This is a genomic window from Streptomyces sp. CB02414, from assembly GCF_001905385.1.
In the GTDB taxonomy this organism is placed as follows: Bacteria; Actinomycetota; Actinomycetes; order Streptomycetales; family Streptomycetaceae; genus Streptomyces.
This window is the reverse complement of sequence record NZ_LIPF01000003.1, coordinates 560,820-586,291: the sequence shown is the minus strand read 5'-3', so window position 1 is coordinate 586,291 and position 25,472 is coordinate 560,820. Positions and strand designations below refer to the sequence as shown.

General features: G+C 72.7%; 18 protein-coding genes, 1 tRNA gene and 1 pseudogene. 4 read left to right on the top strand and 16 right to left on the bottom strand.

What is annotated here, in order from left to right; translation table 11 throughout:
- Window positions 1-64 precede the first annotated feature (64 nt).
- Together AMK11_RS13690 and AMK11_RS13685 are read left to right on the top strand one after the other, a co-directional pair.
- Entirely contained in the window at window positions 65-826 is a 762-nt protein-coding gene (locus AMK11_RS13690; protein WP_073726655.1) for a Clp protease N-terminal domain-containing protein, read from the top strand.
- A 61-nt stretch (window positions 827-887) separates the two neighbouring features.
- Window positions 888-2,582, top strand: coding sequence for a bifunctional 3'-5' exonuclease/DNA polymerase (locus tag AMK11_RS13685; RefSeq protein ID WP_073726654.1), 1,695 nt, complete (start codon window positions 888-890; stop codon window positions 2,580-2,582).
- A 24-nt stretch (window positions 2,583-2,606) separates the two neighbouring features.
- Here the strand turns inward: AMK11_RS13685 and AMK11_RS13680 are convergent, their stop codons facing one another.
- Window positions 2,607-3,524 (bottom strand): glycosyltransferase family 2 protein, encoded by a 918-nt coding sequence (locus tag AMK11_RS13680; RefSeq protein WP_073726653.1) that lies wholly within the window; start codon window positions 3,522-3,524, stop codon window positions 2,607-2,609.
- Window positions 3,525-3,725: 201 nt separating this feature from the next.
- On the opposite strand from AMK11_RS13680, the gene AMK11_RS13675 reads away from it, so the two are divergent.
- Window positions 3,726-4,304: a hypothetical protein gene (locus AMK11_RS13675; RefSeq protein WP_073726652.1), complete on the top strand. Its 579-nt coding sequence runs from the start codon at window positions 3,726-3,728 to the stop codon at window positions 4,302-4,304.
- On the opposite strand, the gene AMK11_RS13670 is transcribed toward AMK11_RS13675, so the two are convergent.
- The 12 genes from AMK11_RS13670 to bldG all read right to left on the bottom strand — a co-directional run bounded on the left by AMK11_RS13670 (window position 4,289) and on the right by bldG (window position 21,744).
- Window positions 4,289-5,425, bottom strand: coding sequence for a hypothetical protein (locus AMK11_RS13670; protein ID WP_073726651.1), 1,137 nt, complete (start codon window positions 5,423-5,425; stop codon window positions 4,289-4,291). The two genes, AMK11_RS13675 and AMK11_RS13670, sit on opposite strands and share 16 nt — an antisense overlap.
- A 152-nt stretch (window positions 5,426-5,577) precedes the next feature.
- A tRNA-Thr gene (locus tag AMK11_RS13665) sits at window positions 5,578-5,654 on the bottom strand.
- Window positions 5,655-5,773: 119 nt separating this feature from the next.
- A complete protein-coding gene (locus AMK11_RS13660) occupies window positions 5,774-7,393 on the bottom strand; it encodes an alpha/beta hydrolase (RefSeq protein WP_073726650.1) in 1,620 nt (539 codons plus the stop codon).
- Between the two features lie 109 nt (window positions 7,394-7,502).
- Window positions 7,503-8,708 (bottom strand): DNA polymerase III subunit delta', encoded by a 1,206-nt coding sequence (locus tag AMK11_RS13655; RefSeq protein ID WP_073726649.1) that lies wholly within the window; start codon window positions 8,706-8,708, stop codon window positions 7,503-7,505.
- Between the two features lie 130 nt (window positions 8,709-8,838).
- Window positions 8,839-12,159, bottom strand: coding sequence for a dTMP kinase (tmk, locus tag AMK11_RS13650; RefSeq protein ID WP_073726648.1), 3,321 nt, complete (start codon window positions 12,157-12,159; stop codon window positions 8,839-8,841).
- Between the two features lie 134 nt (window positions 12,160-12,293).
- The gene (gene topA, locus AMK11_RS13645; protein ID WP_073726647.1) at window positions 12,294-15,149 is read right to left on the bottom strand and encodes a type I DNA topoisomerase; all 2,856 of its coding nucleotides are present in this window, start codon (window positions 15,147-15,149) and stop codon (window positions 12,294-12,296) included.
- A gap of 270 nt (window positions 15,150-15,419) precedes the next feature.
- Window positions 15,420-15,617, bottom strand: coding sequence for a hypothetical protein (locus tag AMK11_RS13640; protein WP_073726645.1), 198 nt, complete (start codon window positions 15,615-15,617; stop codon window positions 15,420-15,422).
- A 181-nt stretch (window positions 15,618-15,798) separates the two neighbouring features.
- Complete coding sequence (locus tag AMK11_RS13635; protein WP_073726643.1) at window positions 15,799-17,316, bottom strand: DUF7059 domain-containing protein; 1,518 nt, start codon at window positions 17,314-17,316, stop codon at window positions 15,799-15,801.
- 46 nt (window positions 17,317-17,362) lie between these two features.
- Window positions 17,363-17,953, bottom strand: coding sequence for a small secreted protein (locus AMK11_RS13630; protein WP_073726641.1), 591 nt, complete (start codon window positions 17,951-17,953; stop codon window positions 17,363-17,365).
- A gap of 206 nt (window positions 17,954-18,159) precedes the next feature.
- Complete coding sequence (locus tag AMK11_RS13625; protein ID WP_073726639.1) at window positions 18,160-20,565, bottom strand: sodium-translocating pyrophosphatase; 2,406 nt, start codon at window positions 20,563-20,565, stop codon at window positions 18,160-18,162.
- Window positions 20,566-20,857: 292 nt separating this feature from the next.
- Window positions 20,858-21,289 carry an ATP-binding protein gene (locus AMK11_RS13620; RefSeq protein ID WP_073726637.1) on the bottom strand — a complete coding sequence of 144 codons (432 nt, stop codon included), beginning with the start codon at window positions 21,287-21,289 and terminating at the stop codon, window positions 20,858-20,860.
- A gap of 113 nt (window positions 21,290-21,402) precedes the next feature.
- Window positions 21,403-21,744, bottom strand: coding sequence for an anti-sigma factor antagonist BldG (gene bldG / locus AMK11_RS13615; RefSeq protein WP_003975386.1), 342 nt, complete (start codon window positions 21,742-21,744; stop codon window positions 21,403-21,405).
- A gap of 82 nt (window positions 21,745-21,826) precedes the next feature.
- On the opposite strand from bldG, the gene AMK11_RS13610 reads away from it, so the two are divergent.
- Window positions 21,827-24,373, top strand: coding sequence for a DEAD/DEAH box helicase (locus AMK11_RS13610; RefSeq protein WP_241846964.1), 2,547 nt, complete (start codon window positions 21,827-21,829; stop codon window positions 24,371-24,373).
- Window positions 24,374-24,375: 2 nt separating this feature from the next.
- Here AMK11_RS13610 and AMK11_RS13605 read toward each other — a convergent pair whose 3' ends face one another.
- From AMK11_RS13605 to AMK11_RS13595, 3 genes and pseudogenes are all read right to left on the bottom strand, one after another.
- Entirely contained in the window at window positions 24,376-24,822 is a 447-nt protein-coding gene (locus AMK11_RS13605; protein ID WP_073726633.1) for an Rv3654c family TadE-like protein, read from the bottom strand.
- On the bottom strand, window positions 24,819-25,205 hold the full coding sequence (locus tag AMK11_RS13600; protein ID WP_073726631.1) for a TadE family type IV pilus minor pilin: 387 nt from the start codon (window positions 25,203-25,205) through the stop codon (window positions 24,819-24,821). Before AMK11_RS13600 ends, AMK11_RS13605 begins: the two co-directional genes overlap by 4 nt.
- Window positions 25,192-25,314: pseudogene (locus AMK11_RS13595) on the bottom strand (DUF4244 domain-containing protein); the annotation flags it as partial. The gene AMK11_RS13600 and the pseudogene AMK11_RS13595, both read right to left, overlap by 14 nt.
- Window positions 25,315-25,472: the final 158 nt, after the last annotated feature.

Here is a 25,472-nt window from a genome sequence, read left to right as displayed (position 1 = left end):
CACCGGACACCCAGGCTGTCAACTATCGGTTGACAGCGAATGGGCCGCAACCTACGGTTGACACATGACGACGAACCCGAGCATCACGTCATCCGTACGCCTCGACGAACTCATCACGGCGATCAAGAAGGTGCACGCGGAGCCCCTCGAACAGCTCCAGGACGCCGTCATCGCCGGCGAACACCTCGGTGAGGTGGCCGACCACCTCATCGGCCACTTCGTGGACCAGGCCCGGCGTTCGGGCGCGTCCTGGACGGACATCGGCAAGAGCATGGGCGTCACCCGGCAGGCCGCGCAGAAGCGGTTCGTGCCCAAGGAGTCCGCCGACCTGGACGCGAACCAGGGCTTCAGCCGCTACACGCCCCGTGCCCGCAACGCCGTGATGGCCGCCCACAACGCGGCCAAGACCGCCGGCAACACCGAGGGCCTGCCCGAGCACCTGGTCCTCGGCCTCCTCACCGAGAGCGAGAGCCTCTCCGCCAAGGCGATCGCCGCACAGGGCGTGGCGCCGGACGCGGTGCGGGAGGCGGCGACCGCGGCGCTCCCGCCCGCCGCGGCGGAGGTCCCGGAGCTGGTGCCCTACGGCCCCGCCGCCAAGAAGGTCCTCGAACTCACCTTCCGCGAGGCCCTGCGCCTCGGCCACAACTACATCGGCACCGAGCACATCCTGCTCGCCCTGCTGGAGCACGAGAACGGCGAGGGCGTGCTCAGCGGGCTCGGGCTCGGCAAGGAGGCCACCGAGCGGTACATCACCGAGGCGCTGGCCCAGTTCATCGAGATGGCCCAGGAGCCGGAGGGGGCGGAGACCGGCCGGCAGGAGGGCTGAGCCGACGCCCCGGTGGTCACGGCGAGGGGCCGTTGTCAGTCCCTGCTGCGACACTCGCGACATGGCCGACCGGTGGGCGCTCGCCGTGGCCGAGGACGGTGGCGTGGAGGTCGCCCCCCTCGGCCCCGGCGGGCTGCCCGCGGGACCGGTGCGGCGAGAGCCGGGACCGGCTGAGGCGGTGCGCGCCCGGCCGGACGTCTCGCGCTGGGTGTGGCGGTCCACCTCCGAGATCTACCCGCGCCTGCTCGCCGAAGGGGTCCGGGTAGAGCGGTGCTACGACGTGGAGGCCGCCGAGACCCTCCTGCTGGGCCACGAGGGGCACTACGGGCAGCCCCGCTCGGCCGCCGCCGCCCTGGCCCGGCTGCACGGCGGACCCGTACCGCCCGACCCGCCGCAGCGCTCCGCCGAGCCAGGCGCCCAGTCCTCGCTCTTCGAACCCCAGGCCGTCCACCTGCCCCTGGACGACCTGCTCGCCGTCTACGCCGAGCAGCAGCGCCGGCACGACCGGTCCGCGCACCCCGACCGGCTGCGGCTGCTGACGGCCGCCGAGTCGGCGGGGATGCTGGTGGCCGCCGAGATGAACCGCGCGGGGCTGCCCTGGCGGACCGACGTGCACCGCGAGGTCCTGCACGACCTGCTCGGCGAGCGGTACGCGGGCGGGGGCGAGCCGCGCCGCCTGGCGGAGCTGGCCGAGGAGGTGTCCGCCGCCTTCGGCCGCCGGGTACGGCCCGACCTGCCCGCAGACGTGGTCAAGGCGTTCGCGCAGGCCGGGATCAAGGTCGGCTCCACCCGCCGGTGGGAGATCGAGTCCGTCGACCACCCGGCCGTGAAGCCGCTGATCGAGTACAAGAAGCTGTACCGGATCTGGGTCGCCCACGGCTGGTCCTGGCTCCAGGACTGGGTGCGCGAGGGCCGCTTCCGCCCCGAGTTCCTGGCCGGCGGCACCGTCACCGGGCGCTGGGTGACCAACGGCGGGGGCGGACTCCAGATCCCCAAGGTGATCCGGCGGGCCGTCGTCGCCGACCCGGGCTGGGTCCTGGTCGTCGCCGACGCCGACCAGATGGAGCCGCGGGTGCTGGCGGCGATCTCCCGGGACCCGGGCCTGATGGAGGTGGGCGGCCGGGAGACCGACCTCTACCAGTCCGTCTCCGACCGCGCCTTCTCCGGCGACCGCGACCAGGCCAAGCTCGCCGTGCTCGGCGCGGTCTACGGCCAGACCTCCGGCGACGGCCTGAAGAACCTCGCCGCGCTCAGACGCCGCTTCCCCCGCGCGGTGGCGTACGTCGACGACGCGGCCCGCGCGGGAGAGGAGGGGCGGCTCGTGCGGACCTGGCTGGGACGCACCTGCCCGCCGGCCGCGGGTTCCTCCGACGACGCGCCCGAGGAGGCCGGCATCCCGCAGGAGGAGCGGCAGCCGGACGACCCCGGCCCGCAGGAGTGGGTGCCCGGCTACGCCTCCACCAACGCCCGCGCCCGGGGCCGCTTCGCCCGCAACTTCGTGGTCCAGGGCAGCGCCGCCGACTGGGCCCTGCTGCTGCTCGCCGCGCTGCGGCAGGCCTGTGCGGGGAGGGCGGCGGAGCTGGTCTTCTTCCAGCACGACGAGGTGATCGTGCACTGTCCGAGGCAGGAGGCCGACGCCGTCGTCGCGGCGATACGGGAATCGGCGGAACTGGCGGGGCGGCTGACGTTCGGCCGGACGCCGGTGCGCTTCCCGTTCACGACGGCGGTGGTGGAGTGCTACGCGGACGCCAAGTGAGCGGCGCGCGCACCCCGCCCGCCGTCAGATGACGGGCGGCCGTCCCAGCCGCGTGAGCCGTCCCACGGTCCGCCACCGCATCGGCCGCCGCTCCCCCGCAGGCCTGCGCATCCCCTCCACGAACCCGCCGAACCAGGCCCGCAGCCCACCGAGCGACCGGTGGCGCGCCACCGTGAGCAGTATCCACACGCCGAGGTGGACGGGGATGAGCGGGAGCGGCAGTCGGCGCCGGGCCAGCCAGACACGGTTGCGGGCGTTGACCCGGAAGTAGACGGCGTGCCGCGCGGGCGAGGTCTTCGGGTGCTGGAGCAGCAGCTCGGGCGCGTAGAGGATGCGCCAGCCGGAGTCGGCGGCACGCCAGGCGAGGTCGGTCTCCTCGTGCGCGAAGAAGAACTCGGCGGGCCAGTCGCCGACCTCGTCGAGCATCGCCGACCGCAGCGCGTGCCCGCCGCCCAGGAACCCGGTGACGTACCCGCCCCGCATGGGATCGGAGGCGCCGACCCGGGGGACGTGCCGCTGCTGTGTCTCGCCGTGCTCGTCGGCGATCCGGAAGCCCACGATGCCGAGCCGCTCGTCGGCCGCGAACAGCTCCCCGACCCGACGCAGCACATCGGCGTCCACGAGGAGCCCGTCGTCGTCCAGTTCCACGACCACGTCGGTGTCGCCGAACTCCCGCAGCCGCGCGAGCGCCACGTTCCGTCCGCCGGGGCAGCCGAGGTTCTCGTCGACCTCGATCGCCGTGACCTCGCCGGGCAACGACAGCCGTGCGGCGAACTCGGGCAGCGGGCAGCCGTTGCCGACGATCACGATCCGGGCGGGCGGCACGTCCTGCTTGGCCACGGACTCCAGCAGGGCGTCGACCTCGGCGGGCCGGTTCCCCATGGTGACCACGGCGACGGCGATCCTCGGCGCCCCGACGTCCCGGCCCGTGCCCTCGCCCATGCCCTCACCTCGTTCCGGCCGACAGCGTGTGCGCGATGCTAACCGTTCACGACCACGATTCACGGCGTACGCCCGTCGGCGGCTCCACGGTTCGCCGCACTGGCGGCGTCTGCCCGCCCGGCAGCCCACTGCGAGGACACGGATGTTCAGGGGCCGGGAGGGTAGACGGGATCTCCGGAGAATCCTCGAGCGAGGGGCCGCGTGTCGGGCATGTTGTGGGAAGGGCTCGAGAAGAAGGATCGGCGGCGGGTGATCGCGCTGCTCGGCGTGGTCTGCCTGGCGGTGACGCTCACGGGAGTCGCCGTCGGTGCCCTGACGGCCGACTCGGAACCCTGGATCCGGTCCGGACTCACGGTGCTCACGTTGGCGGTGGTCGCCGCGGTGGTGTCCTTCGTAGGTGCATGGCGGTGGCAGCGCCGCGCGGCACGGCGGTTCGGGCTGACTGCCCGTCAGTACACCCGGCTCGGACAAGCGATACGCCGGGGCAGGCCGCCCACCGACCCGGCCGTGCGGCCCGCGGTCGTGGACATCGTCGAGCGCCAGCGCCGGATGCTCGAGTGGCAAGGCGATCGCCGGTACCGATGGGTGCGCGTGGCCCTGATCTGCTTGTGGCTGGTGATAGCGGCCGCCCACTTCGCGGACGGCTCATACCTTCCCGCAGCACTGATGCTGCTCGGCGTGCTGGCCTTCCTGGCCCTTCCCCTGTCGTTGCGGCGGCAGCGGCGTCGGCTCGAGGCAGTGGAGCGCGTGCTCGGACCGCCGGATCAGTCGCCGCCGTGAGCACTCCGGTCCGGCGACATCCGCAGGGCCAGGGTGGCCGCTGCCCCCGCCACCAGGCCGAAGGTCAGGGCGGCGGGGACGCCGCTTCCCAAACCGGCGGACAGGTATGTCAGTCCCCAGCGCAGCCCACCGTCCACGATCAGCGCACGTAGCAGCTGGCTCGCCAGCAGACCCAGGACGGTCGCACAGACCGCGCCGACCGCCATCGCTGGAAGGGTGGCACGCGTGAGCAGTCCGGGCAGCAGCCGCAACGCCCACCACACCACGGCGAGCAACAGCACGTCGGGAGTGCGCTGCAGGAGCCAGTCACCGACGGAGGTACCGCTGCCCGGGCCGGCCCAGCCTCCGAGCAGCAGCCATTGGCGCAGCAGTTCGCCGGGTTCGGCGAACAGTCCGCTGCCCGCGAAGGCCGTCTGGACAGTGGCGGCCACGGACTCGTACGACAGAACGACCAGGGACAGCGCGACAACGGCTGTGCCTACGGAGGCGGACAGGCGACCGGCGGGCACCGAGACGCGCTGCCGCGCCGGTGCTTCGGACGCCTCGCTCGTGAAACGCGCCACGAGCACCGTCCCCAGCGCGGCCACCACCGCACACAGCACCAGGATCTGCCGGCCCGCGGCGATGGCCGCGGCCAGTTGCGGAAGAAAGCGGTAACTGCCGCGTCCCTCCGCGGCGATCAGCCACGGTGCGGACACCGTCACCGCCAACATCCCGGCCACCAGGCCCCACGCCCACAGCGCGAGCAGCGCCGCCGGCACTCGGCCGCGTACCGGGGGCAGCCTGCGGACCAGCAACACCGCCCCGGGTACGAAGAAGACGAAGACCGCGGTGAACCGAATCTGCAGGGCCGTCCGGTACAGGCCCAGGTAGCGGTCGGCGTCGCCCCCGCCCGGATCGGCGATCTCGCCGATCACCCCGGTACCGAACCGAACCGATGCCGGGGGGTCGTACGACCAGGGAAGGAGCCACCGCTCCAGGTCGGCGACGACCCGGCCCCCCAGCGCGTCGGCCGTCCCCCGCAGGTGCAGTGCCTGTGCGCTCGACCCCGCCCACCACAGCATCGCGGTCAGCAGCAGCCCACCGACCACCGCTGGTATCGCGGCCCTCCGCCACTCCATGCCCTGCCCGCCCCCCCCGATACACGCACCGCGCCCCCTTGGCCAAAGGGACACTACGCGTCAGCGATCACACGCCGATCACGGTTCCACGCCGACTCCCCGGCGATGCAACGAGGAAACCCCAGGTCGGCGGGGCCGGACCTGGGGTTCGATGGAGCCGCCTTCGGGATTCGAACCCGAGACCTACGCATTACGAGTGCGTTGCTCTGGCCATCTGAGCTAAGGCGGCGCGCTGGGCACCCATGGTGCGATCAGCAACGTCGGTAAGTCTACACAGTTTCCGGGGGTGCTTCGCACCCGCCCCGGAGGCGTGGGTTCCGGGGCGGGTGGGACGGGCGTCCGGGGCGGCTACGAGCAGCGCTTGCCGTCTTCCGGCGCGGTGCCGCGCAGGAGGTACGTGTTGATCGCGGAGTCGATGCAGGCGCTGCCGCGGCCGTAGGCGGTGTGGCCGTCGCCCTCGTAGGTGAGGAGGCGGCCGGAGGCGAGCTGGCCGGCCAGGGCCTCGGCCCAGCGGTAGGGGGTGGCCGGGTCGCGGGTGGTGCCGACCACGACGATCGGGGTGGCGCTGGCGGCCTCGATGCGGTGCGGCCCGCCCGTGGGCTCGACCGGCCAGTACGCGCAGTTCAGGGAGGACCAGGCGAGGCCCTCACCGAAGACCGGGGACGCCTTCTCGAAGTCGGGGAGCGCGTCGCGCACCTGGTCCGGGGAGGTGAAGGCGGCGGGGAGGTCGAGGCAGTTCACGCTGGCGTTGGCGAACATCAGGTTGCTGTAGCTGCCGTCGGCGTCGCGCTCGTAGTAGCTGTCGGACAGGACCAGCAGGCCGGCGCCGTCGTTCTCCCTCATCGCCGAGGTCAGGGACTCGCGCAGCTGCTGCCAGGCGCCCTCGTCGTACATCGCGGCGATCACGCCGGTGGTGGCGAGGGATTCGGTGAGCTTGCGGCCGTCGGCGTCGCCCGTGGGGATCGGCTTGGCGTCGAGGTCGTCGAAGAAGGCCTTCAGGTTCTTGCCGACCTGGTCGGGGGTGGTGTTCTTGTCGCCGAGGGGGCAGTCGGGCTGTGTCACGCAGTCCTTCGCGAAAGACTGGAACGCCGTCTCGAAGCCGGCCGTCTGCTCCAGGTTCAGGCGGCGCGCGGGCAGGGAGGGGTCCATCGCGCCGTCCAGGACCAGGCGGCCCGCCCGGTCCGGGAACAGTCCGGCGTACGTCGCCCCGAGGAACGTGCCGTACGAGGCGCCGACGTAGGTCAGCTTCTCGTCGCCGAGCACCGCCCGCAGGATGTCCATGTCGCGGGCCGCCTCGACGGTCGACACGTGCCGCAGCAGCTTCGGCGCGTCCGCCCCGCAGCCCTCGGCGAACTCCTTGTACGCGTCGACCAGCTCGTCCGTCTCGCCCTCGTCGTCCGGGGTGACGTCCGTCTGCGTGTACGCGTCCATCTCGCGGCCGTCGAGGCACTCGATGGGCTCACTGCGGGCCACGCCCCGGGGGTCCACCGCCACCATGTCGTACTGGGCGCGGACCTCCTCCGGGTAGCCGATGCCCGCGTACTGCTGGAGATAGCCGATCGCCGAGCCGCCCGGGCCGCCCGGGTTCACCAGCAGCGAGCCGAGGCGCTCGCCCGGGCCGGTGGCCTTCTTGCGGGCCACGGCGAGCCGGACGTCGCCCTCGGTCGGCTTCGCGTAGTCGAGCGGGGCCTTCATCGTGGCGCACTGGAAGCCGGGGACGCCGCAGTCGCGCCAGTTCAGTTTCTGCTCGTAGTACGGCGCCAGCTCGGAGGGGGTGGCCTTCGGCAGCGCGGTCAGCGAGGTCTTGGCCGCCTCCGTCGACCCGGCCGCCTCGGCCGCCGCCGGGCCGGCGGACGTCGACGCGCCCCCGGCGGAGCAGGCGGTGGCGAGCAGCGCGGTGGCGAGCAGCGTGGCTGCGGTACGGGTCCTGCCGATGCGGGTCCTGCGGTGGGTGCGCCTTGTGTGCATTCAGCGAGCGTAACTCTCCGCGATCGCCTCGACGCTCAGCGTGCTCGACGTGCCTCGTACGAGTTACGCGGTCAACCGGGCCGACGCCGGTCTCTGCCGGGCGGCTCGGTCAGCCCGCTCTCAGGGCCATCGTCATCGCCTCCACCGCCAGCAGCGGCGGCACATTGCGGTCGAGGGCCTCCCCGCAGGCGGCGATGGCCTCGATGCGGCGGAGGGTGGCCTCCGGGGAGCTGCCGCGGGCGATGCGCTCAAGGGCGTCCTCGGCGTCGGCGTTGGCGATCGCCACGCGGGAGCCGAGCTGGAGGGCGAGCACGTCGCGGTAGAAGGCGGTGAGGTCGGTCAGGGCGAGGTCGAGGCTGTCGCGCTGGGTGCGGGTGCGGCGGCGCTTCTGGTTGTCCTCGAGCTCCTTGACCACGCCCGCCGTGCCGCGCGGCAGCCGGCCGCCCTGGGCCGCACCGAGGGCCGCCTTCAGTTCCTCGGTCTCCTTGGTGTCCATCTCCTCCGCGAGCTGCTTGGCGTCCGCGGCCGCGGCGTCCACCAGCTCCTGGGCCGCCTTGAGCGCGCCGCCGACGTCCTCGACCCGCAGCGGCAGCTTCAGGACGGCGGCCCGGCGATCGCGGGCGGTGGGGTCGGTGGCCAGGCGCCGGGCGCGGTCGACGTGCCCCTGAGTGGCGCGGGCCGCCGCGGCGGCGACGTCCCGCTCGATGCCCTCGCGGCGTACGAGCATGTCGGCCACGGCCTCCACCGAGGGGGTGCGCAGATTCAGGTGGCGGCAGCGGGAGCGGATGGTGGGCAGGACGTCCTCGATGGACGGGGCGCACAGCAGCCACACCGTCCGCGGGGCGGGCTCCTCGACGGCCTTGAGGACGGCGTTGGCGGACTTCTCGTTCAGCCGCTCGGCGTCCTCGACGAGGATGATCTGCCAGCGGCCGTTCGCCGGTGAGGTGAAGGACTTGCGGACGGTGTCCCGCATGTCGGCGACGCGGATCTCCGCGCCTACGGCGGTGACCGTGCTGACGTCCGCGTGGGTGCCGATGAGGGCGGTGTGGCAGCCGTCGCAGAAGCCGCAGCCGGGGACTCCGCCGAGCGCCCGGTCGGGGCTCACGCACTGGAGTGCGGCGGCGAAGGAGCGTGCCGTCTGCGTCACCCCGGAGCCGGGCGGCCCGGTGAACAGCCAGGCGTGGGTCATGCTCGACGCCTCGGGCAGCGGACCGTCGGCCGCGGCGGCGGTGACGAAGGCGTCGGCGTCCCGGGCGGCGGCGGCGAGCTGCTCGCTCACCTTCTCCTGCCCGACGAGGTCGTCCCACACGCTCATGGGTCACGCCGTCCTTCCGTCACACTCCGCCGTCGTACCGCGCCGCGCCCCGCACTCCGCGTCGCGCCCTCCATTGTGCGGGGCGGCACTGACAACGGGCGCCGGGCCCGGGGCGCGGGGCGCCGGGGGCTCAGCGCCGTCCCCGGCCGCCCTTGCCGCGGCGGCCTCCGTCGCCGCCCTGACCGTCGCGACCTTCGTCGCCGCGGCCGTCCGGCTCGGGGGCGTCCCCGTCGTGCGGGCCGAGCAGCTCGTCCGCCAGCGTCGGCAGGTCGTCCAGCGGGGTCTCCTCGGCCCAGTCGGAGCGCCGCCTGCGGGGCGGTGCCTGGTCGGGATCGACGCGGGGCAGTTCGCGGGTGCGGTCCGGGGCTTCCGGGGAACGGTCGGAACCGGCGGCCGGGTCCTCCTTGCGGAAGTAGTCCGACGGCACCCGGTCGGCGGGGTCCTCCGCGCGGACGGGCGGCAGCACGGCCGTCTCCTCGGCGGCCGACGGCGTGACGGGCGGCAGTACCGCCGTCTCGTCCTCGGCGCGCGGCTCCACCGCCGGCAGGACCGCCGTCTCGTCCGCCGCGCCCGCCGGAGCGGGCGGCTTGGGCAGCTCGGTCGTCACCTCGGACTCGGACTCCCCGCCGTCACGGGGGCCGTCCTCACCGGCGTCGCCGTACGAGTCCTCCGGGTCCCGCACCGGCCGCAGTACCGCCGTGTCCTCCACCGGACCACCGGACGCGTTCGTCGGGGTCACGATCGGGGTCGGCACGGTCGCCGCGTCCGAGTGGTGCGGTGCGGGCGGTGCCGGGCGGGGCGCGTCGGCCGCGGGGGGAGCCGTCGGCTTCGGGCCGGTCGCGGCCGCTGCCGCCGCCTGCTCCGCGGCCCGGCGTGCCTTCTCGGCCCGCATCAGGGCCTCCTCGGCCTTGCGCTGCTTCTCCAGGCGCCGGGCCTCGGCCTCGGCCCGCAGCCGCTCCTCCTCCTCGGCCTGCTTGCGCCGCCGCTCCTCCTCGGCCCGGCGACGCGCCTCCTCCTCGGCCCGCGCCTTCTCCTCGGCGAGGAGCCGGGCCCGCTCCTCCTCAGCCTTGCGGCGCGCTTCCTCGGCCCGCTGCCGGGCCTCCTCCGCCTGCCGCTCGGCCTCGCGCCGCTGCGCCTCCTCCAGCTCGCGCCGCTTGCGCTCCTCCTCCTCGGCGCGCAGCCGCTCCAGCTGTTCGAGGCGCTCGCGCTCCAGCCGCTCCTCCTCGGCCTTGCGCGCGGCCTCTTCCTCGGCCTTGCGGCGCGCCTCCTCCTCGGCCTTGCGCCGTGCCTCCTCCTGGGCCTTGATCTCGGCCTCGGACAGCGGCAGCACCTGGTCGAGCCGGTGGCGTACGACGGTGGTGACGGCCTCGGGCTCCTGGCCGGCGTCCACGACGAGGTAGCGGCCGGGGTCGGCGGCGGCCAGGGCGAGGAAGCCGGAGCGCACACGCGTGTGGAACTCGGCGGGCTCCGACTCCAGCCGGTCCGGCGCCTCGGTGAACCGCTCGCGCGCGGCCTCCGGCGAGACGTCCAGCAGGACGGTCAGGTGCGGTACGAGCCCATTGGTCGCCCAGCGGTTGATGCGGGCGATCTCGGTCGGCGACAGGTCGCGCCCGGCGCCCTGGTAGGCCACCGAGGAGTCGATGTACCGGTCGGAGATGACCACGGCGCCGCGCTCCAGGGCGGGGCGGACCACGGTGTCGACGTGCTCCGCGCGGTCGGCGGCGTACAGCAGCGCCTCCGCGCGGTGCGACAGACCGGCGCTCGACACGTCGAGCAGGATGGAGCGCAGGCGCTTGCCGACGGGGGTCGCCCCGGGCTCGCGCGTCAGCACGACCTCGTGGCCCTTGCCCCTGATCCACTCGGCGAGGGCCTCGGCCTGGGTGGACTTGCCGGCGCCGTCGCCGCCCTCCAGGGCGATGAAGAATCCGTTCGCGGCGGGCGTGGGCACCGGGTCGTCGCCGCCGAGCAGCGCGTCGCGCAGGTCGTGCCGCAGCGGCACCCCGGAGCGGTCGTCGACCTTGGCCAGCACCAGCGCGGCCACCGGCAGCAGCAGCGCGCCCGCCAGCATCAGCACGAACGCGGCGCCGCCGTGCGCGAAGACGAACTTGCCGTTCTCCAGCCGGTGCGGCCCGATCGACGCGGCCACCACGGGGGCGACGACCGCACCGAGCGCCACGTACACCCGGACCACCGCGTGCAGGTGCTCGGTGGTCCGCGCCCGCCGGTGGTCCTCGGTCTCCTGGTCGAGCAGGGTGTGCCCGGTGTTCGCGGCCACGCCCGCGGCGACGCCGGTCAGCGCCAGGAGCAGCAGGACGGTGGTGTCGTCCGGGACCAGCCCGGCGGCCAGCAGGGCGACGCCGGCGAAGGCGATGGCCAGCGCCAGCAGCCGCCGGCGCGACAGGGACGGCAGCAGGGCCGGCGCCGTGCGGATGCCGACGACGACGCCGCCGGTCAGCGCGCCGACCATCAGCCCGTACAGCACCGGGCCGCCACCGAGGTCCTTGGCGTGCAGCACCGCCACGGCGACCGCGGCGGCCACCACCGCGGCGACCGCGGCGCAGGCGAAGACCAGCAGGGGCAGGGCACCCGTGCGGCCCTTGTCGACGCCCGTGCCGCTCTTCGGACGGCGCGCGCCCTCCAGCGGCGACCGCGCGCGCGGGGTGCGCACCGAGGGCAGCTCCAGGAAGGTCACCACGGACAGGGACGCGGCGAACAGCCCGGCCGCCACGTACGAGGCGAGGGCCGCCTGGTGCTCGGCGAACCAGTCGACACCGGCGCCCAGCAGGTTGTTCAGCAGGCCCGCGACGACCAGGGCGGCACCGGCGAGCGGGACCGCGACGAAGCCCGTGCGGAGCGACAGGCGGCGCAGCGCGTCCATGTGGTCCGGCAGCGGGCGTACCGTCGCGCCCTCCGGGGGCGGCGCGGGCAGCAGCGCCGGCGCCGCGCTCTCCCGGCACACCGTCCAGAAGCGCTCGGCGACCCCGGTGACGAAGGCGGTCACCAGGAGGTAGGCCAGCGCGTCGTCCGGCGTCCAGTCGATCCACAGCGGCGCCACGATCAGCAGCGCGGCCCGCAGCCCGTCGGCGCCGACCATGGTCCAGCGGCGGTCGAGCGGACCCTCGGGAGAGGTGAGTGAGGTGAGCGGGCCGAGCAGTACAGCGCCGAAGAGGAGCGTCGCGAGGATGCGTACGCCGAAAACGGTCGCCACTGCGAACGCCACGCCCCGGTACCCACCGCCGAAGGAGCCCGCGCCGATCGCGGCCTGCACGGCGAGGAGGACCAGCACCAGGAGGGCGAGGATGTCGCCGACACCCCCCACCAGCTGTGCGCTCCACAACCGCCTCAGCTGCGGTCGGCGCAGCAGGGCGCGGACGGCACGCTCGCGGGAGTCCGCGACGAGGGCGTCGTCCGGGGCGGGGTGAGGGGCCGTTGGCTGCTCGGCTCGCGTCATGCGTTCAGCCTATAGGTCGGCGCGGACAGTCCGGCGTTCCCGGCCGAACGCACGCACGCCCCGGCACCGCGATGGTGCCGGGGCGTTCGCTCAGCGAACGACGAAGACCGCCGAGGCGTACTGCTGAGGCGGGCTCAGTCCTCCGAACCCTTGGCGGCGGTCGCCTTCTTGGCGGCCGTCTTGGTGGCCGTCTTCTTCGCCGCCGTCTTGGCCGTGGTCTTCTTCGCGGCCGTCGTCTTGGCCGCCGCCGTCTTCTTGGCGGCGGTCTTCTTGGCGGGCGCCTTCTTGGCGGCCGTCTTCTTCGTGGCCTTCTTCGCCGTCTTCTTGGCGGGGCCCTTGGCACGCTTCTCGGCCAGCAGCTCGTAGCCGCGCTCCGGCGTGATGTCCTCGACGCTGTCGCCGGAGCGCAGGGTCGCGTTGGTCTCGCCGTCGGTGACGTACGGGCCGAAGCGGCCGTCCTTGACGACGACCGGCTTCTCGCTGACGGGGTCGGTGCCCAGCTCCTTCAGCGGCGGCTTGGCCGCGGCCCGGCCACGCTGCTTGGGCTGGGCGTAGATCGCCAGCGCCTCCTCCAGCGTGATCGTGAAGAGCTGCTCCTCGGAGGTGAGGGACCGCGAGTCCGTGCCCTTCTTCAGGTACGGGCCGTAGCGGCCGTTCTGCGCGGTGATCTCGACACCCTCCGCGTCGGTGCCGACGACGCGCGGCAGCGACATGAGCTTCAGGGCGTCGTCGAGGGTCACCGTGTCCAGGGACATCGACTTGAACAGCGAGGCCGTACGCGGCTTCACGGCGTTCTTGCCGGTCTTCGGGGTGCCCTCGGGCAGCACCTCGGTGACGTACGGGCCGTAGCGGCCGTCCTTGGCGACGATGGCGTGGCCGGTGGCCGGGTCGGTGCCCAGCTCGAAGTCGCCGCTCGGCTTGGCGAGCAGCTCCTCCGCCAGCTCCACGGACAGCTCGTCCGGGGCCAGGTCCTCGGGGACGTCGGCGCGCTGGTGGTTCTCGGCGTCCTTCTCGCCGCGCTCGACGTACGGGCCGTAGCGGCCGACGCGCAGCTTGATGTCGTTGCCGACGGGGAAGGAGGACACCTCGCGGGCGTCGATGGCGCCGAGGTCGGTCACCAGCTCCTTGAGGCCGCCGAGGTGGTCCCCGTCGCCGTTGCCCGCGTCGGCGGCGCCGCCGTCGCCCGCGCCGTCGCCCTCACCGAAGTAGAAGCGCCGCAGCCACGGCACCGCCTGGGCCTCGCCGCGGGCGATGGCGTCGAGGTCGTCCTCCATCTTGGCGGTGAAGTCGTAGTCGACGAGCCGCCCGAAGTGCTTCTCCAGGAGGTTCACCACGGCGAAGGAGAGGAAGGACGGGACGAGTGCCGTGCCCTTCTTGAAGACGTAGCCGCGGTCCAGGATGGTGCCGATGATCGACGCGTACGTCGACGGGCGGCCGATCTCGCGCTCCTCCAGCTCCTTGACCAGCGACGCCTCGGTGTAGCGGGCCGGGGGCTTGGTGGCGTGGCCGTCGACCGTGATCTCCTCGGCCGTCAGCGCGTCGCCCTGGGCGACCTGCGGCAGGCGGCGCTCGCGGTCGTCCAGCTCGGCGTTCGGGTCGTCGGCGCCCTCGACGTAGGCCTTGAGGAAGCCGTGGAAGGTGATGGTCTTGCCGGAGGCGCTGAACTCGACGTCCCGGCCGTCGGAGGCGGCGCCGCCGATCTTCACGGTGACGCTGTTGCCGGTCGCGTCCTTCATCTGGGAGGCGACGGTCCGCTTCCAGATCAGTTCGTACAGCTTGAACTGGTCGCCGGTCAGCCCGGTCTCGGCGGGCGTGCGGAAGCGGTCCCCGGAGGGGCGGATCGCCTCGTGCGCCTCCTGCGCGTTCTTGACCTTGCCGGCGTACGTCCGCGGCTGGGCGGGCAGGTAGTCGGCGCCGTACAGCTGCGTGACCTGGGCGCGGGCGGCGGCGACCGCCGTGTCGCTCAGCGTCGTCGAGTCCGTACGCATGTAGGTGATGTAGCCGTTCTCGTACAGCTTCTGCGCGATCTGCATCGTCGCCTTGGCGCCGAAGCCGAGCTTGCGCGAGGCCTCCTGCTGGAGCGTCGTCGTACGGAACGGGGCGTACGGCGAGCGGCGGTACGGCTTGGACTCGACCGAGCGGACCGCGAAGCGCGTGTTCTCCAGGGCGGCGGCGAGCGCGCGGGCGTTCGCCTCGTCGAGGTGGAGGGTGTTCGCGCTCTTGAGCTGCCCCAGGGAGTCGAAGTCGCGGCCCTGCGCGACACGCCGGCCGTCGACCGTCTGGAGGCGCGCGACCAGCGAGGACGGGTCCGAGGCGTCGCCCGCGCGGCCGGTCGCGAAGGTGCCGGTCAGGTCCCAGTACTCGGCGGAGCGGAACGCCATGCGCTCGCGTTCCCGCTCGACGACGAGCCGGGTGGCGACGGACTGGACGCGGCCGGCCGACAGGCGCGGCATGACCTTCTTCCACAGGACCGGCGAGACCTCGTAGCCGTAGAGGCGGTCGAGGATGCGGCGGGTCTCCTGGGCGTCGACGAGCTTCTGGTTGAGCTCGCGCGGGTTGGCGACGGCGGCCCGGATGGCGTCCTTGGTGATCTCGTGGAACACCATGCGCTTGACCGGGATCTTCGGCTTCAGGACTTCCTGGAGGTGCCAGGCGATGGCCTCGCCCTCGCGGTCCTCATCGGTGGCGAGGAAGAGCTCGTCGGACTCCTTCAGCAGGTCCTTGAGCTTCTTGACCTGCGCCTTCTTGTCGGCGTTGACCACATAGATGGGCTGGAAGTCATGTTCGACGTCCACACCGAGGCGGCGGACCTCGCCGGTGTACTTCTCCGGCACCTCCGCCGCGCCGCTGGGAAGGTCGCGGATGTGCCCGACGCTCGCCTCGACGACGTAACCAGGGCCGAGATAGCCCTTGATCGTCTTCGCCTTGGCAGGCGACTCGACGATGACGAGTCGGCGGCCGCCGTTCGCGGTCTCGCTGATCGGGGACAACTTCGCTCTTCTCTCCGGTCGACGCTGGGGCCTCCCCAGGCAGTGCTCCCGGGGTCGGGTCATGCTGCGTTTCGGTCGTGACGCTGCGGAGTGTGACGGTACCTCCCGCCCCCGTGTCAAACGGGAAAAGCCCGCAACGGCCACTCGAACGGTAACCCGACGAACCCTGTTCCTGCCGCCCGGAGTGCTGACCGGCCCTGACGCGCGTATCCGGAGCGCGACCCGCCGGTTACCCGGGCGAGGGGGCGGCCGGGGTCCGGAACCGGCCCCTCAGACGCGGGTCAGGCACCAGGCCCCGACGGCCAGCGCGACGACTCCGGCGAGGCTCGCGACGGCCGCCGATGCGACGGGGCTCACACCGAGCGCGACGGGGCGGCCGTGCCGCAGCCGTGTCGCGGTCCACACCAGCAGACCGGCCCCGAACAGGGCGAACACCAATCCCGCGAAGATCGCCGGTCCGCTCTCCATGGCCCCGTGCCCCTTTTCTCCAGCCCGCGCGTGTCCAGCCCCGGGGAGGGTGTCACGCGCGGGCGGCGGGGAGGCGAACCCGAGGTGAACGGGGAGCCGCCGGGTCCGACGGCTCGGTGCCCGTGGCTCGTTTGCCCCGCCCTCGCGGAGCCGGGAGCCGCCGGGGCCGGTCCGCGTCCCGCTACGCCGGTTCGATGAAGCCCTGCTCCACCAGCAGCCGGATCTGCGCGGGCGTGCGGTCGCGCAGCGCCACCGGGTCCTCGCCGACCAGCTGGGCGATGGCGTCCAGGATGCGGCCGGCGCTCATGGTGCCGTCACAGACGCCCGCGAAGCCGGCACCGACCGTGTCGACGCGGGTGGCGCGGCGCATGCCGCGGTTCTGGCGCAGCACGACGTGCTCGGGGTCCTCGGCGCCGGGCAGGCCGACCTGTTCCTGGACGACCTCGCCGGCCAGCGTGAAACGCGCCTCCAGGAGTGCCGCGTCGTCGTGGGCGCGCAGGTAGTCGACGCGGTCGAAGTGCTCGCGCACCGTCTCGCCGAGGGGCTGCTCGACGGGGTGCGGCCACTCCTCGACGGTGACCGAGGGCTCCGCGGCCCCGGTGCGGCGCAGGGTGATCCAGCCGAAGCCGACAGCCTTGACCTTGCGCGCCTCGAACTCGTCCAGCCACGCGTCGTACCGCGCCTGGTACTCGGCCGGGCCGGCGCGGTGGTCGCCGGCGTCCCTGAGCCACAGCTCGGCGTACTGCGTGATGTCCTGCACCTCGCGCTGCACGACCCAGGCGTCGCAGCCGCGCGGCACCCAGGAGCGCAGCCGGTCGGTCCAGTCCTCCCCCTCCACGTGCTGCCAGTTGGCGAGGAAGTGCGCGAACCCGCCCTCGTTCAGCTTCTCCCCCGTCTCCTGAACGAGCGACCGGCACAGATCGTCCCCGCCCATCCCGCCGTCCCGGTAGGTGAGGCGTGCGCCGGGCGAGATCACGAACGGCGGGTTGGAGACGATCAGGTCGTACGTCTCGTCGTCGCGGACGGGCTCGTACAGGGAGCCCTCGCGCAGGTCGGCGGCCGGGGCGCCGGAGAGGGCGAGGGTGAGCGCGGTGATGTGCAGCGCGCGCGGGTTCACGTCGGTCGCGGTCACGCGCGTGGCGTGGCGGGAGGCGTGCAGGGCCTGGATGCCGGAGCCGGTGCCGAGGTCGAGGGCGGCGGAGACGGGCGTACGGACGGTGAGGCCGGCCAGCGTCATGGAGGCGCCGCCGACGCCGAGGACGACGCCCTCCGCGCGGTGGCCGATTCCGCCCGCGCCGCCGACGGCGCAGCCCAGGTCGGAGACGATGAACCAGTCCTCGCCGTCGGGTCCGCCGTACGGCCGTACGTCCACGGTGGCGGCCACCTCGTCGTCGCCCGCGCGGACGAGCCAGCCGCTCTCCAGGCAGGCGTCGACGGGCAGGACGTCCGCCGCGCGCGCGTGGGGCACGGGTTGCTGGAGCAGGAACAGCCTGACGAGCCGTTCGAGCGGCGTGTCGCCGCGGGTGGCCCGCAGGGCGGGCACGGTCTCGCTGCGGGACAGCGCCGCGTAGGCGGGGGCGCCGAGCAGCTCCAGCAGTCCGTCGGCGGTGAAGGACGCCCCGAGCAGGGCGTCCCGCAGCCGGGCGGAGACGTCGGGCCGGTCGGCGGAGGGCAGGGGGGACAGGCTGGCGTTACTCACACCCCCATTGTGGCCCGCCTCGCGCCCCCTGCCTCCGGAGCGGACGTCAGCCGTTGGTGGCCGACGGCGTCACCGAGGCCGACTTGCAGCTGGCCTGCTTGGCCATCGCCTGGCCGACGTCGCCCTCCTCCAGGGTCTTCAGCGCGTCGCTGCCGCTCTTGCTGAGCTTGTTGAGCTCGGTGGCGATGTCCTTGAGGCCGTCGGCGAACTTCGCCTGGTCCTTGGTGTCGAGCTCCTCCACCTGCTTCTTCAGGGAGGCGTACGACGAGGAGAGGCTGTTGAGCTCGGTGACGGCGTCCTTCTGCTTCTTCTCGCCGTCCTCGACGTCCGGGGCGCCGGCCTTCTGGACGGCGCTGCCCATCGCCTTGTAGGCGTCGGACATGTCCTGGAACGCCTGCGCGTCGGTCTTCTGGACCTCGGCGGGCGTGCTGTTGTCCGAGGTCTCCTTCTGGATCGCGGCGTTGGCGGCCTCGATCTTCTTGGCCTGCGGCTGCACCGCGTCGCAGACCTCCTTCGCCCAGGCGTCCAGCTTCTCGTTGTCGTCGCTGCTGCCGCATCCCGTCAGCGCCAGTACCAGTACCGCACCGCCGGACAGTGCGGCCGCGAGCTTCTTGTTCACCGGATTGGTCCCTTCCATGGCTCTCGGCCCCGGAACATACACGCCGGATGGAGGACATCCGCAGGACGAACATCCGTTAAGACCGTATTGAAGCCATTTGCACCAAGAGAGAGAAGGCTCACGGTGAACGGTGCGCGCACGCACGGACCGGGCGGACGACGCGTCAACGCGCGCCGTCCGCCCGGCCTTTGACCAGCGCCTCCGACGAGGCTCGGTGCAGGGGTCTACGAAACCACCGCCGGATCGGCCGACTTGGGATCCCGTTCGCCGTCGTCCTCGTCGCCCATCGCGATGCCGCGCCGTTTGGAGACGTAAACCGCCACGGCGATGACGAGGAACGCGACGACGGCGATCAGCACCCGCACGGCGATGCTCTCGTCGGCACCGTAGGAGAACTTGATGACCGCCGGCGCGATGAGCAGCGCCACCAGGTTCATGACCTTCAGCAGCGGATTGATCGCCGGGCCCGCGGTGTCCTTGAACGGGTCGCCGACCGTGTCGCCGATGACGGTGGCGGCGTGGGCCTCGCTGCCCTTGCCGCCGTGGTGGCCGTCCTCGACGAGTTTCTTGGCGTTGTCCCAGGCACCGCCGGAGTTGGCGAGGAACACCGCCATCAGGGTGCCCGCGCCGATCGCGCCCGCCAGGAACGCGCCGAGCGCGCCGACGCCGAGCGTGAAGCCGATGAAGATGGGTGCCATCACGGCGAGCAGTCCGGGCGTGGCGAGCTCCCGCAGGGCGTCCCTGGTGCAAATGTCGACGACCTTGCCGTACTCGGGTTTCTCGCTGTGGTCCATGATTCCGGGCCGTTCCCGGAACTGCCGCCGCACCTCGTAGACCACCGCGCCCGCCGACCGCGACACCGCGTTGATCGCCAGCCCCGAGAAGAGGAAGACGACCGCGGCGCCCGCGATGAGGCCGACGAGGTTGTTGGGCTGTGAGATGTCCATCATCAGGCTCATCGGCGCGCCCTCGCCGCTGAGTCTCTCGCCGACGTCCGCCGCGCCGGTGGTGATGGCGTCGCGGTACGACCCGAAGAGGGCCGCCGCCGCGAGGACGGCGGTGGCGATGGCGATGCCCTTGGTGATGGCCTTGGTGGTGTTGCCGACCGCGTCCAGGTCGGTGAGGACCTGGGCGCCGGCGCCCTCGACGTCGCCGGACATCTCGGCGATGCCCTGCGCGTTGTCGGAGACCGGGCCGAAGGTGTCCATGGCGACGATGACGCCGACCGTGGTGAGCAGGCCGGTGCCGGCCAGCGCCACGGCGAACAACGCCAGCATGATGGACGTACCGCCCAGCAGGAACGCCCCGTAGACGCCGAGGCCGATCAACAGGGCGGTGTAGACGGCGGATTCGAGGCCGAGGGAGATCCCGGCCAGGACGACGGTGGCGGGCCCCGTGAGGGAGCTCTTGCCGACGTCCTTGACGGGGCGTCGGGCGGTCTCGGTGAAGTAACCGGTGAGCTGCTGGATGAGGGCGGCGAGCACGATGCCGATGGCCACCGCGACGAGCGCGAGGATCCGCGGGTCGCCGTCCTTGGCGGCGATCGCCGCGTCGGTGACGCCGTCCAGCTCGGAGTACTTCCCGGGCAGGTAGACGAAGACGGCCACCGCCACCAGCACCAGCGAGATCACGGCGGAGACGAAGAACCCCCGGTTGATCGCGCTCATGCCGCTGCGGTCGGACCGCCTCGGCGCCACGGCGAAGATGCCGATCATGGCGGTGAGCACGCCGATCGCCGGCACCAGCAGCGGGAAGGCCAGCCCCGAGTCGCCGAAGGCCACCTTGCCGAGAATCAACGCGGCCACCAGGGTCACCGCGTACGACTCGAAGAGGTCGGCCGCCATGCCCGCGCAGTCGCCGACGTTGTCGCCCACGTTGTCGGCGATGGTCGCGGCGTTGCGCGGGTCGTCCTCCGGAATGCCCTGCTCGACCTTGCCGACCAGGTCGGCGCCGACGTCGGCGGCCTTGGTGAAGATGCCGCCGCCGACGCGCATGAACATCGCGATCAGCGCGGCACCGAGGCCGAAGCCCTCCAGGACCTTCGGCGCGTCGGCCGCGTAGACCAGCACCACGCAGCAGGCGCCCAGCAGGCCGAGCCCCACCGTGAACATGCCGACGACGCCGCCCGTACGGAAAGCGATCTTGGTCGCTTTGTGCGAGACGACGGTGAGATCCTTTTCCGGCTCTCCGGGTGCCGGTGTCGCTTCCCGCGCGGCCGCGGCGACGCGCACATTGCTGCGTACGGCGAGCCACATGCCGATATATCCGGTGGCCGCCGAGAACGCCGCGCCGATCAGGAAGAAGATCGATCGCCCGGCACGTTGATTCCAGTCGTCCGCGGGCAGCAGCATGAGCAGGAAGAACACGACGACGGCGAATACGCCGAGCGTGCGAAGCTGCCTGGCCAGATAGGCGTTCGCACCTTCCTGGACGGCCGCCGCGATCTTCTTCATGCTGTCGGTTCCCTCGCCCGCCGCGAGCACCTGGCGCACCAGGACGCCCGCGAGCACCAGCGCGGCCAGTGCGACGACGGCGATGACCGCGACCAGGACACGGTTTCCGTCGGTCAGCACGGCGGCCGCGAGGGTGGAGGGATCGCCCAACTGATGAGGGGTGGAAAGCTCCGCCATTCGTCCTCCTTGACGCTTGGGCTGAGCTCAAGATGTGGACGGGATTGTAGGTACCGGAACCTGATCAAAACAGTGCACGACAAATGGAATCGACCTGTCAACCGGAAGGACGAGGCAAGTAGTAATGCCCCTCCGGCATTAATTCAGTGATCCTTTTTGTGATCGGTTTTTGTGATCGGTTTTCATGCTTGATCGTGAATGAATTCACTTAACGGCCGCACGAACCCAATGTAAGTGCGCACACGGCGAAGGGCCCCACCAGGTGGGGCCCTTCGGGTGATGCGGGGGTGGGTCAGACCGGCGGCAGTACCGCCGGCGCGGTCGGCCAGGTCATGCGGATCAGTCCGCCGTCCTCGCCCGCCGTGACCTCCACGTCGTCGACGAGTCCGCTGATGACCGCGAGGCCCATCTCGTCCTCCTCGGCCTCCGCCTCGTCGGCGGCGGAACCCGGGGCCGCCGCCCCGGTCACGGCGTGCGGCGCCTCGTCACCGACCTCGATGGAGAACTGCTTCTCCTCCTCGATCAGCGACACCTTGACCGGCGCCGTGATGCCGACGTGCTGATGCAGGCCCACAGCCCGGGTGCAGGCCTCGCCGACGGCGAGCCTGACCTCGTCGAGGACGGCCTCGTCCACTCCGGCCCGGCGTGCCACCGCGGCCGCCACCAGACGGGCGGTACGGACATGCTCGGGCAGCGCGCTGAAGCGGAGTTCGACGGTGGCCATGCATCCCCCTCGGAACTACGGGCGTGCTGTCGGGGGCCCGGGCCGCCGACAGCCCGGACCTCCGTCGTTCTACTGCGGCCCCGGGCGGCCCGAGGGCTGCCCGGGGCCGGTCGTCAGTCGGTGGCCGCCACCGCTTCCTCGACCGAGGTGTGAATGGGAAACACCTTGGTCAGGCCGGTGATACGGAAGATCTTGAGAATACGCTCCTGGTTGCAGACCAGGCGCAGCGAGCCCTCATGGGCACGCACCCGCTTCAGTCCGCCGACCAGTACGCCGAGCCCGGTGGAGTCGAGGAAGTCCACGCCCTCCATGTCGACGACGAGGTGGAAACTCCCGTCGTTCACGAGCTCGACCAGCTGCTCACGCAGCTTGGGCGCGGTGTATACGTCAATTTCGCCACCGACCTCGACGACCGTACGATCGCCGACGGTACGGGTCGACAGGGACAGGTCCACGGATCCTCCAGCACCTTGCTATCGAGCGGTCGTCCCTCGGGACACCTCGGCTTGAAGCCCCCAGGACGGTTCGCCAGCCGCGATGGCATTCAATCACTTACCGGCAGGCGTGCACGACGCCTTGGTCCCATTGTCCGTCACGCCAGTGACAGACTCGGTGCCGATGGCCAACAATCACCGACCCGATCGACCCCCGGCGGAGCCCGGCTCCCGGCCGGAACCGGGCATGGTCCTGGACCGGCTCGGCGCGGGACCGAGCCGGGCTGCGCGCATCACTCATACGGAGCACTTGCCCCCGCGTGCGGGCCGTCATGCCGTCTGGCCGGACCGGATTCGCCCGGAGGTCGTCGCGGCCGTGCGCGCGGCCGGAATCGAACACCCCTGGGCCCACCAGGCACGCGCCGCCGAGCACGCCCTCGACGGCGACTCGGTGGTCGTCGCCACGGGCACCGCGTCCGGCAAGTCCCTGGCGTACCTGGTGCCGGTGCTGTCGACGCTGCTGGACGGCTCCGAGGCGCCGAACGGGCGGGGCGCCACCGCCCTGTACCTGGCGCCGACGAAGGCGCTGGCCGCCGACCAGTGCCGGTCCGTGAAGGAACTCGTCCGACCGCTGGGCACGTCCGTTCGAGCCGCGGTGTATGACGGCGACACGCCGTTCGAGGAACGCGAGTGGATCCGCCAGTACGGCACCTACGTGCTGACCAACCCGGACATGCTGCACCGCGGCATCCTGCCGTCCCACCCCCGCTGGTCCTCCTTCCTGAAGGCGCTGAAGTACGTCGTCATCGACGAGTGCCACACCTACCGGGGCGTCTTCGGCTCCCATGTCGCCCAGGTGCTGCGAAGACTGCGCCGGCTGTGTGCCCGCTACGGCGCGTCGCCGGTCTTCCTGCTCGCCTCCGCCACCGCCGCCGAACCTTCCGTGGCGGCCCGCCGGCTCACCGGGCTGCCGGTCGTCGAGGTCGCCGACGACGCCTCACCGCGCGGTGAACTGGTGTTCGCCCTCTGGGAGCCGCCACTGACCGAGCTGGAGGGCGAGAAGGGCGCGCCGGTCCGCCGCACCGCCACGGCCGAGGCCGCCGACCTGCTCACCGACCTCACCGTGCAGGGCATGCGCTCGATCACCTTCGTGCGCTCCCGGCGCGGTGCCGAGCTGATCTCGGTGATCGCCCAGGAGCGCCTCGCCGAGGTCGACCGCTCGCTGGCCGGGCGGGTGGCCGCCTACCGCGGCGGCTACCTCCCCGAGGAGCGCCGCGCGCTGGAACGCGCCCTGCACTCCGGCGAACTCCTCGGCCTCGCCGCGACCAACGCCCTCGAACTCGGCCTCGACATCTCCGGCCTGGACGCCGTGGTGATCGCCGGCTATCCGGGGACCCGCGCGTCGCTGTGGCAGCAGGCGGGCCGGGCGGGACGGGCCGGGCAGGGGGCGCTGGCGGTGCTGGTCGCCCGGGACGACCCGCTGGACACCTTCCTCGTCCACCATCCCGAGGCCCTGTTCGACCAGCCCGTGGAGTCCACGGTCCTCGACCCGGACAACCCGTACGTCCTCGCCCCGCACCTGTGCGCGGCGGCGGCCGAGCTGCCCCTGACCGACGAGGACCTGCCGCTGTTCGGTCCCGCCTGCGAGGAGCTGCTTCCCCAGCTGGAGGCGGCGAAGCTGCTGCGCCGCCGGACCAGGGCCTGGCACTGGACGCGCCGGGAACGGGCCGCCGACCTCACCGACATCCGCGGCGAGGGCGGACGGCCGGTCCAGGTCGTCGAGGCCGGCACGGGCCGGCTCCTTGGCACGGTGGACGCCGGGGCCGCCCACACGACCGTCCACGAAGGCGCCGTCCACCTCCACCAGGGGCGCACCTATCTCGTCCGGTCCCTGGACCTGGAGGACTCCGTCGCGCTGGTCGAGCAGGCCACGCCCGCGTACTCGACGGTCGCCCGTGACACGACGGCGATCTCGGTCCTGGAGACCGACACCGAGGTCCCCTGGGGCGACGGGCGCCTGTGCTACGGCTCCGTCGAGGTCACCAACCAGGTGGTCTCCTTCCTGCGCCGCCGCCTCATCACCGGCGAGGTCCTGGGCGAGACGAAGCTCGACCTGCCTCCCCGGACGCTGCGTACGCGGGCGGTGTGGTGGACGGTCACCGATGACCAGCTGGACGCCGCCCGGATCAACCCGGAGATCCTCGGCGGGGCCCTGCACGCCGCCGAGCACGCCTCGATCGGCATGCTGCCCCTCTTCGCGACCTGCGACCGCTGGGACATCGGCGGCGTGTCCGTCCCCCTGCACCCGGACACGCTGCTGCCGACGGTCTTCGTGTATGACGGCCACCCGGGCGGGGCGGGCTTCGCCGAGCGGGCCTTCCACACGGCCCGCGACTGGCTCGCCGCCACCCGGGAGGCCATCGCCTCCTGCGAGTGCGACGCCGGCTGCCCGTCCTGCATCCAGTCCCCCAAGTGCGGCAACGGCAACGAACCGCTGCACAAGCGGGGGGCCGTACGGCTCCTGACGGTGCTGTTGCGGGGAGCCGCGGACGGGGCTGGGGACCGTGCGGCGGGAGGGGAAACAGGCCCGTTCGATGCGGGCCAGGCGGAGGCGGACGCCGGAAACCCGGCGCGTGATGCCCGTCGGTAGCCTCATGAGAGCAACCCCCGTGGGGGCGGCTCTTCCGACGCAACCTCCATCGCCGTAACCCCCGCCGAGCGTGCTTCCGGCACCGCGCCCCCCGCCGGGCGGACCTCCGCCGCCGGGCCCGCCCTCGCCCGGACCTCCGCCGTGAACGGACCCCGGCCCGATGCCACCGTCACGTCCGAGACCTGCCCCGTGAGCACGCAGCTCACCAACCGCGCCCCTTGGGCCGCCGCGATCCGTGCCGCCCGGGCACACGCCGCCGTACCGCCCCGGTCCCAGTGGTCCGCCGCCGCGAGCGCCGCCAGATCGGCGCCGCCGGCCGCACGGTGCCGGGCCACCACCGCCTGGCCCAGGGCCAGCACGACGCCGAACACCAGACACAGAACGGCGACGGCACCGACGCTCCAGACAGTGGCGGAGCCCCGATCGGCGTCCCCGGCCCGGTTCCTCACGGCTCGCCCCCCGCCGTCCGCTCCACCGACGCCACGGCCTCCTCCCGTACCTCGAAGGGCAGCCCGCGCAGCGCCGGTGGCTCGGCCACCACGACCACACGGACCCGGTCCCCCTCCCGGCTGACCGTGACCCGCGCCCCGCGAGGCGCCGCCTCCCGGGTGACTTCGGCGACCGCGTCGGCTGGGTCCTGGCGGGCCGCCGCGCGGGCGCCCGTCCGGGCCGCGTCCACACACTGGATCTGCGCTGCCACCACGAGCAGCCCCCACACCAGCGCCATCGCGAACACGACCAGCACGGGCAGCACCACGGCGGTCTCCGCCGTCACAAAGCCCCGGTCCGAGTCGCGGGGCCGTGCCCTCGCACGCCGCTCACATCCGCGCATCGAGTGCCTGCTTCACGATGCCCTGCAGCTCCGCGCTGACCGCCCCGCTCGTCACCACCTTGTAGAGGACCACGGCGAAGGCCACCGCCGCGACGATCCCCATCGCGTATCCAAAGGGTGATGACTCCCCCACAGTACCGCTGACCAGCAACTACGCACAGACGAAGCCCCGTTCGCGCGCCACGGGGGAGCGTCACGAACGGGGCCGGGGCCGCCCCTACCGCGCCGCACCGACACGGAACACGGGAGGGGCGGAGATTCACGCGG

What these genes read in the sequence shown, in the direction of transcription:
- AMK11_RS13620 (WP_073726637.1), bottom strand. Translation starts at nt 21,289, where the DNA reads ATGGCCACCGTCGAACTCCGCTTCAGCGCGCTGCCCGAGCATGTCCGT.
- tmk (WP_073726648.1), bottom strand. Translation starts at nt 12,159, where the DNA reads ATGACGCGAGCCGAGCAGCCAACGGCCCCTCACCCCGCCCCGGACGAC.
- AMK11_RS13680 (WP_073726653.1), bottom strand. Translation starts at nt 3,524, where the DNA reads ATGGGCGAGGGCACGGGCCGGGACGTCGGGGCGCCGAGGATCGCCGTC.
- AMK11_RS13655 (WP_073726649.1), bottom strand. Translation starts at nt 8,708, where the DNA reads ATGAGCGTGTGGGACGACCTCGTCGGGCAGGAGAAGGTGAGCGAGCAG.
- AMK11_RS13660 (WP_073726650.1), bottom strand. Translation starts at nt 7,393, where the DNA reads ATGCACACAAGGCGCACCCACCGCAGGACCCGCATCGGCAGGACCCGT.
- AMK11_RS13670 (WP_073726651.1), bottom strand. Translation starts at nt 5,425, where the DNA reads ATGGAGTGGCGGAGGGCCGCGATACCAGCGGTGGTCGGTGGGCTGCTG.
- AMK11_RS13610 (WP_241846964.1), top strand. Translation starts at nt 21,827, where the DNA reads ATGGCATTCAATCACTTACCGGCAGGCGTGCACGACGCCTTGGTCCCA.
- AMK11_RS13600 (WP_073726631.1), bottom strand. Translation starts at nt 25,205, where the DNA reads ATGCGCGGATGTGAGCGGCGTGCGAGGGCACGGCCCCGCGACTCGGAC.
- AMK11_RS13630 (WP_073726641.1), bottom strand. Translation starts at nt 17,953, where the DNA reads ATGGAAGGGACCAATCCGGTGAACAAGAAGCTCGCGGCCGCACTGTCC.
- AMK11_RS13690 (WP_073726655.1), top strand. Translation starts at nt 65, where the DNA reads ATGACGACGAACCCGAGCATCACGTCATCCGTACGCCTCGACGAACTC.
- AMK11_RS13625 (WP_073726639.1), bottom strand. Translation starts at nt 20,565, where the DNA reads ATGGCGGAGCTTTCCACCCCTCATCAGTTGGGCGATCCCTCCACCCTC.
- AMK11_RS13685 (WP_073726654.1), top strand. Translation starts at nt 888, where the DNA reads ATGGCCGACCGGTGGGCGCTCGCCGTGGCCGAGGACGGTGGCGTGGAG.
- AMK11_RS13640 (WP_073726645.1), bottom strand. Translation starts at nt 15,617, where the DNA reads ATGGAGAGCGGACCGGCGATCTTCGCGGGATTGGTGTTCGCCCTGTTC.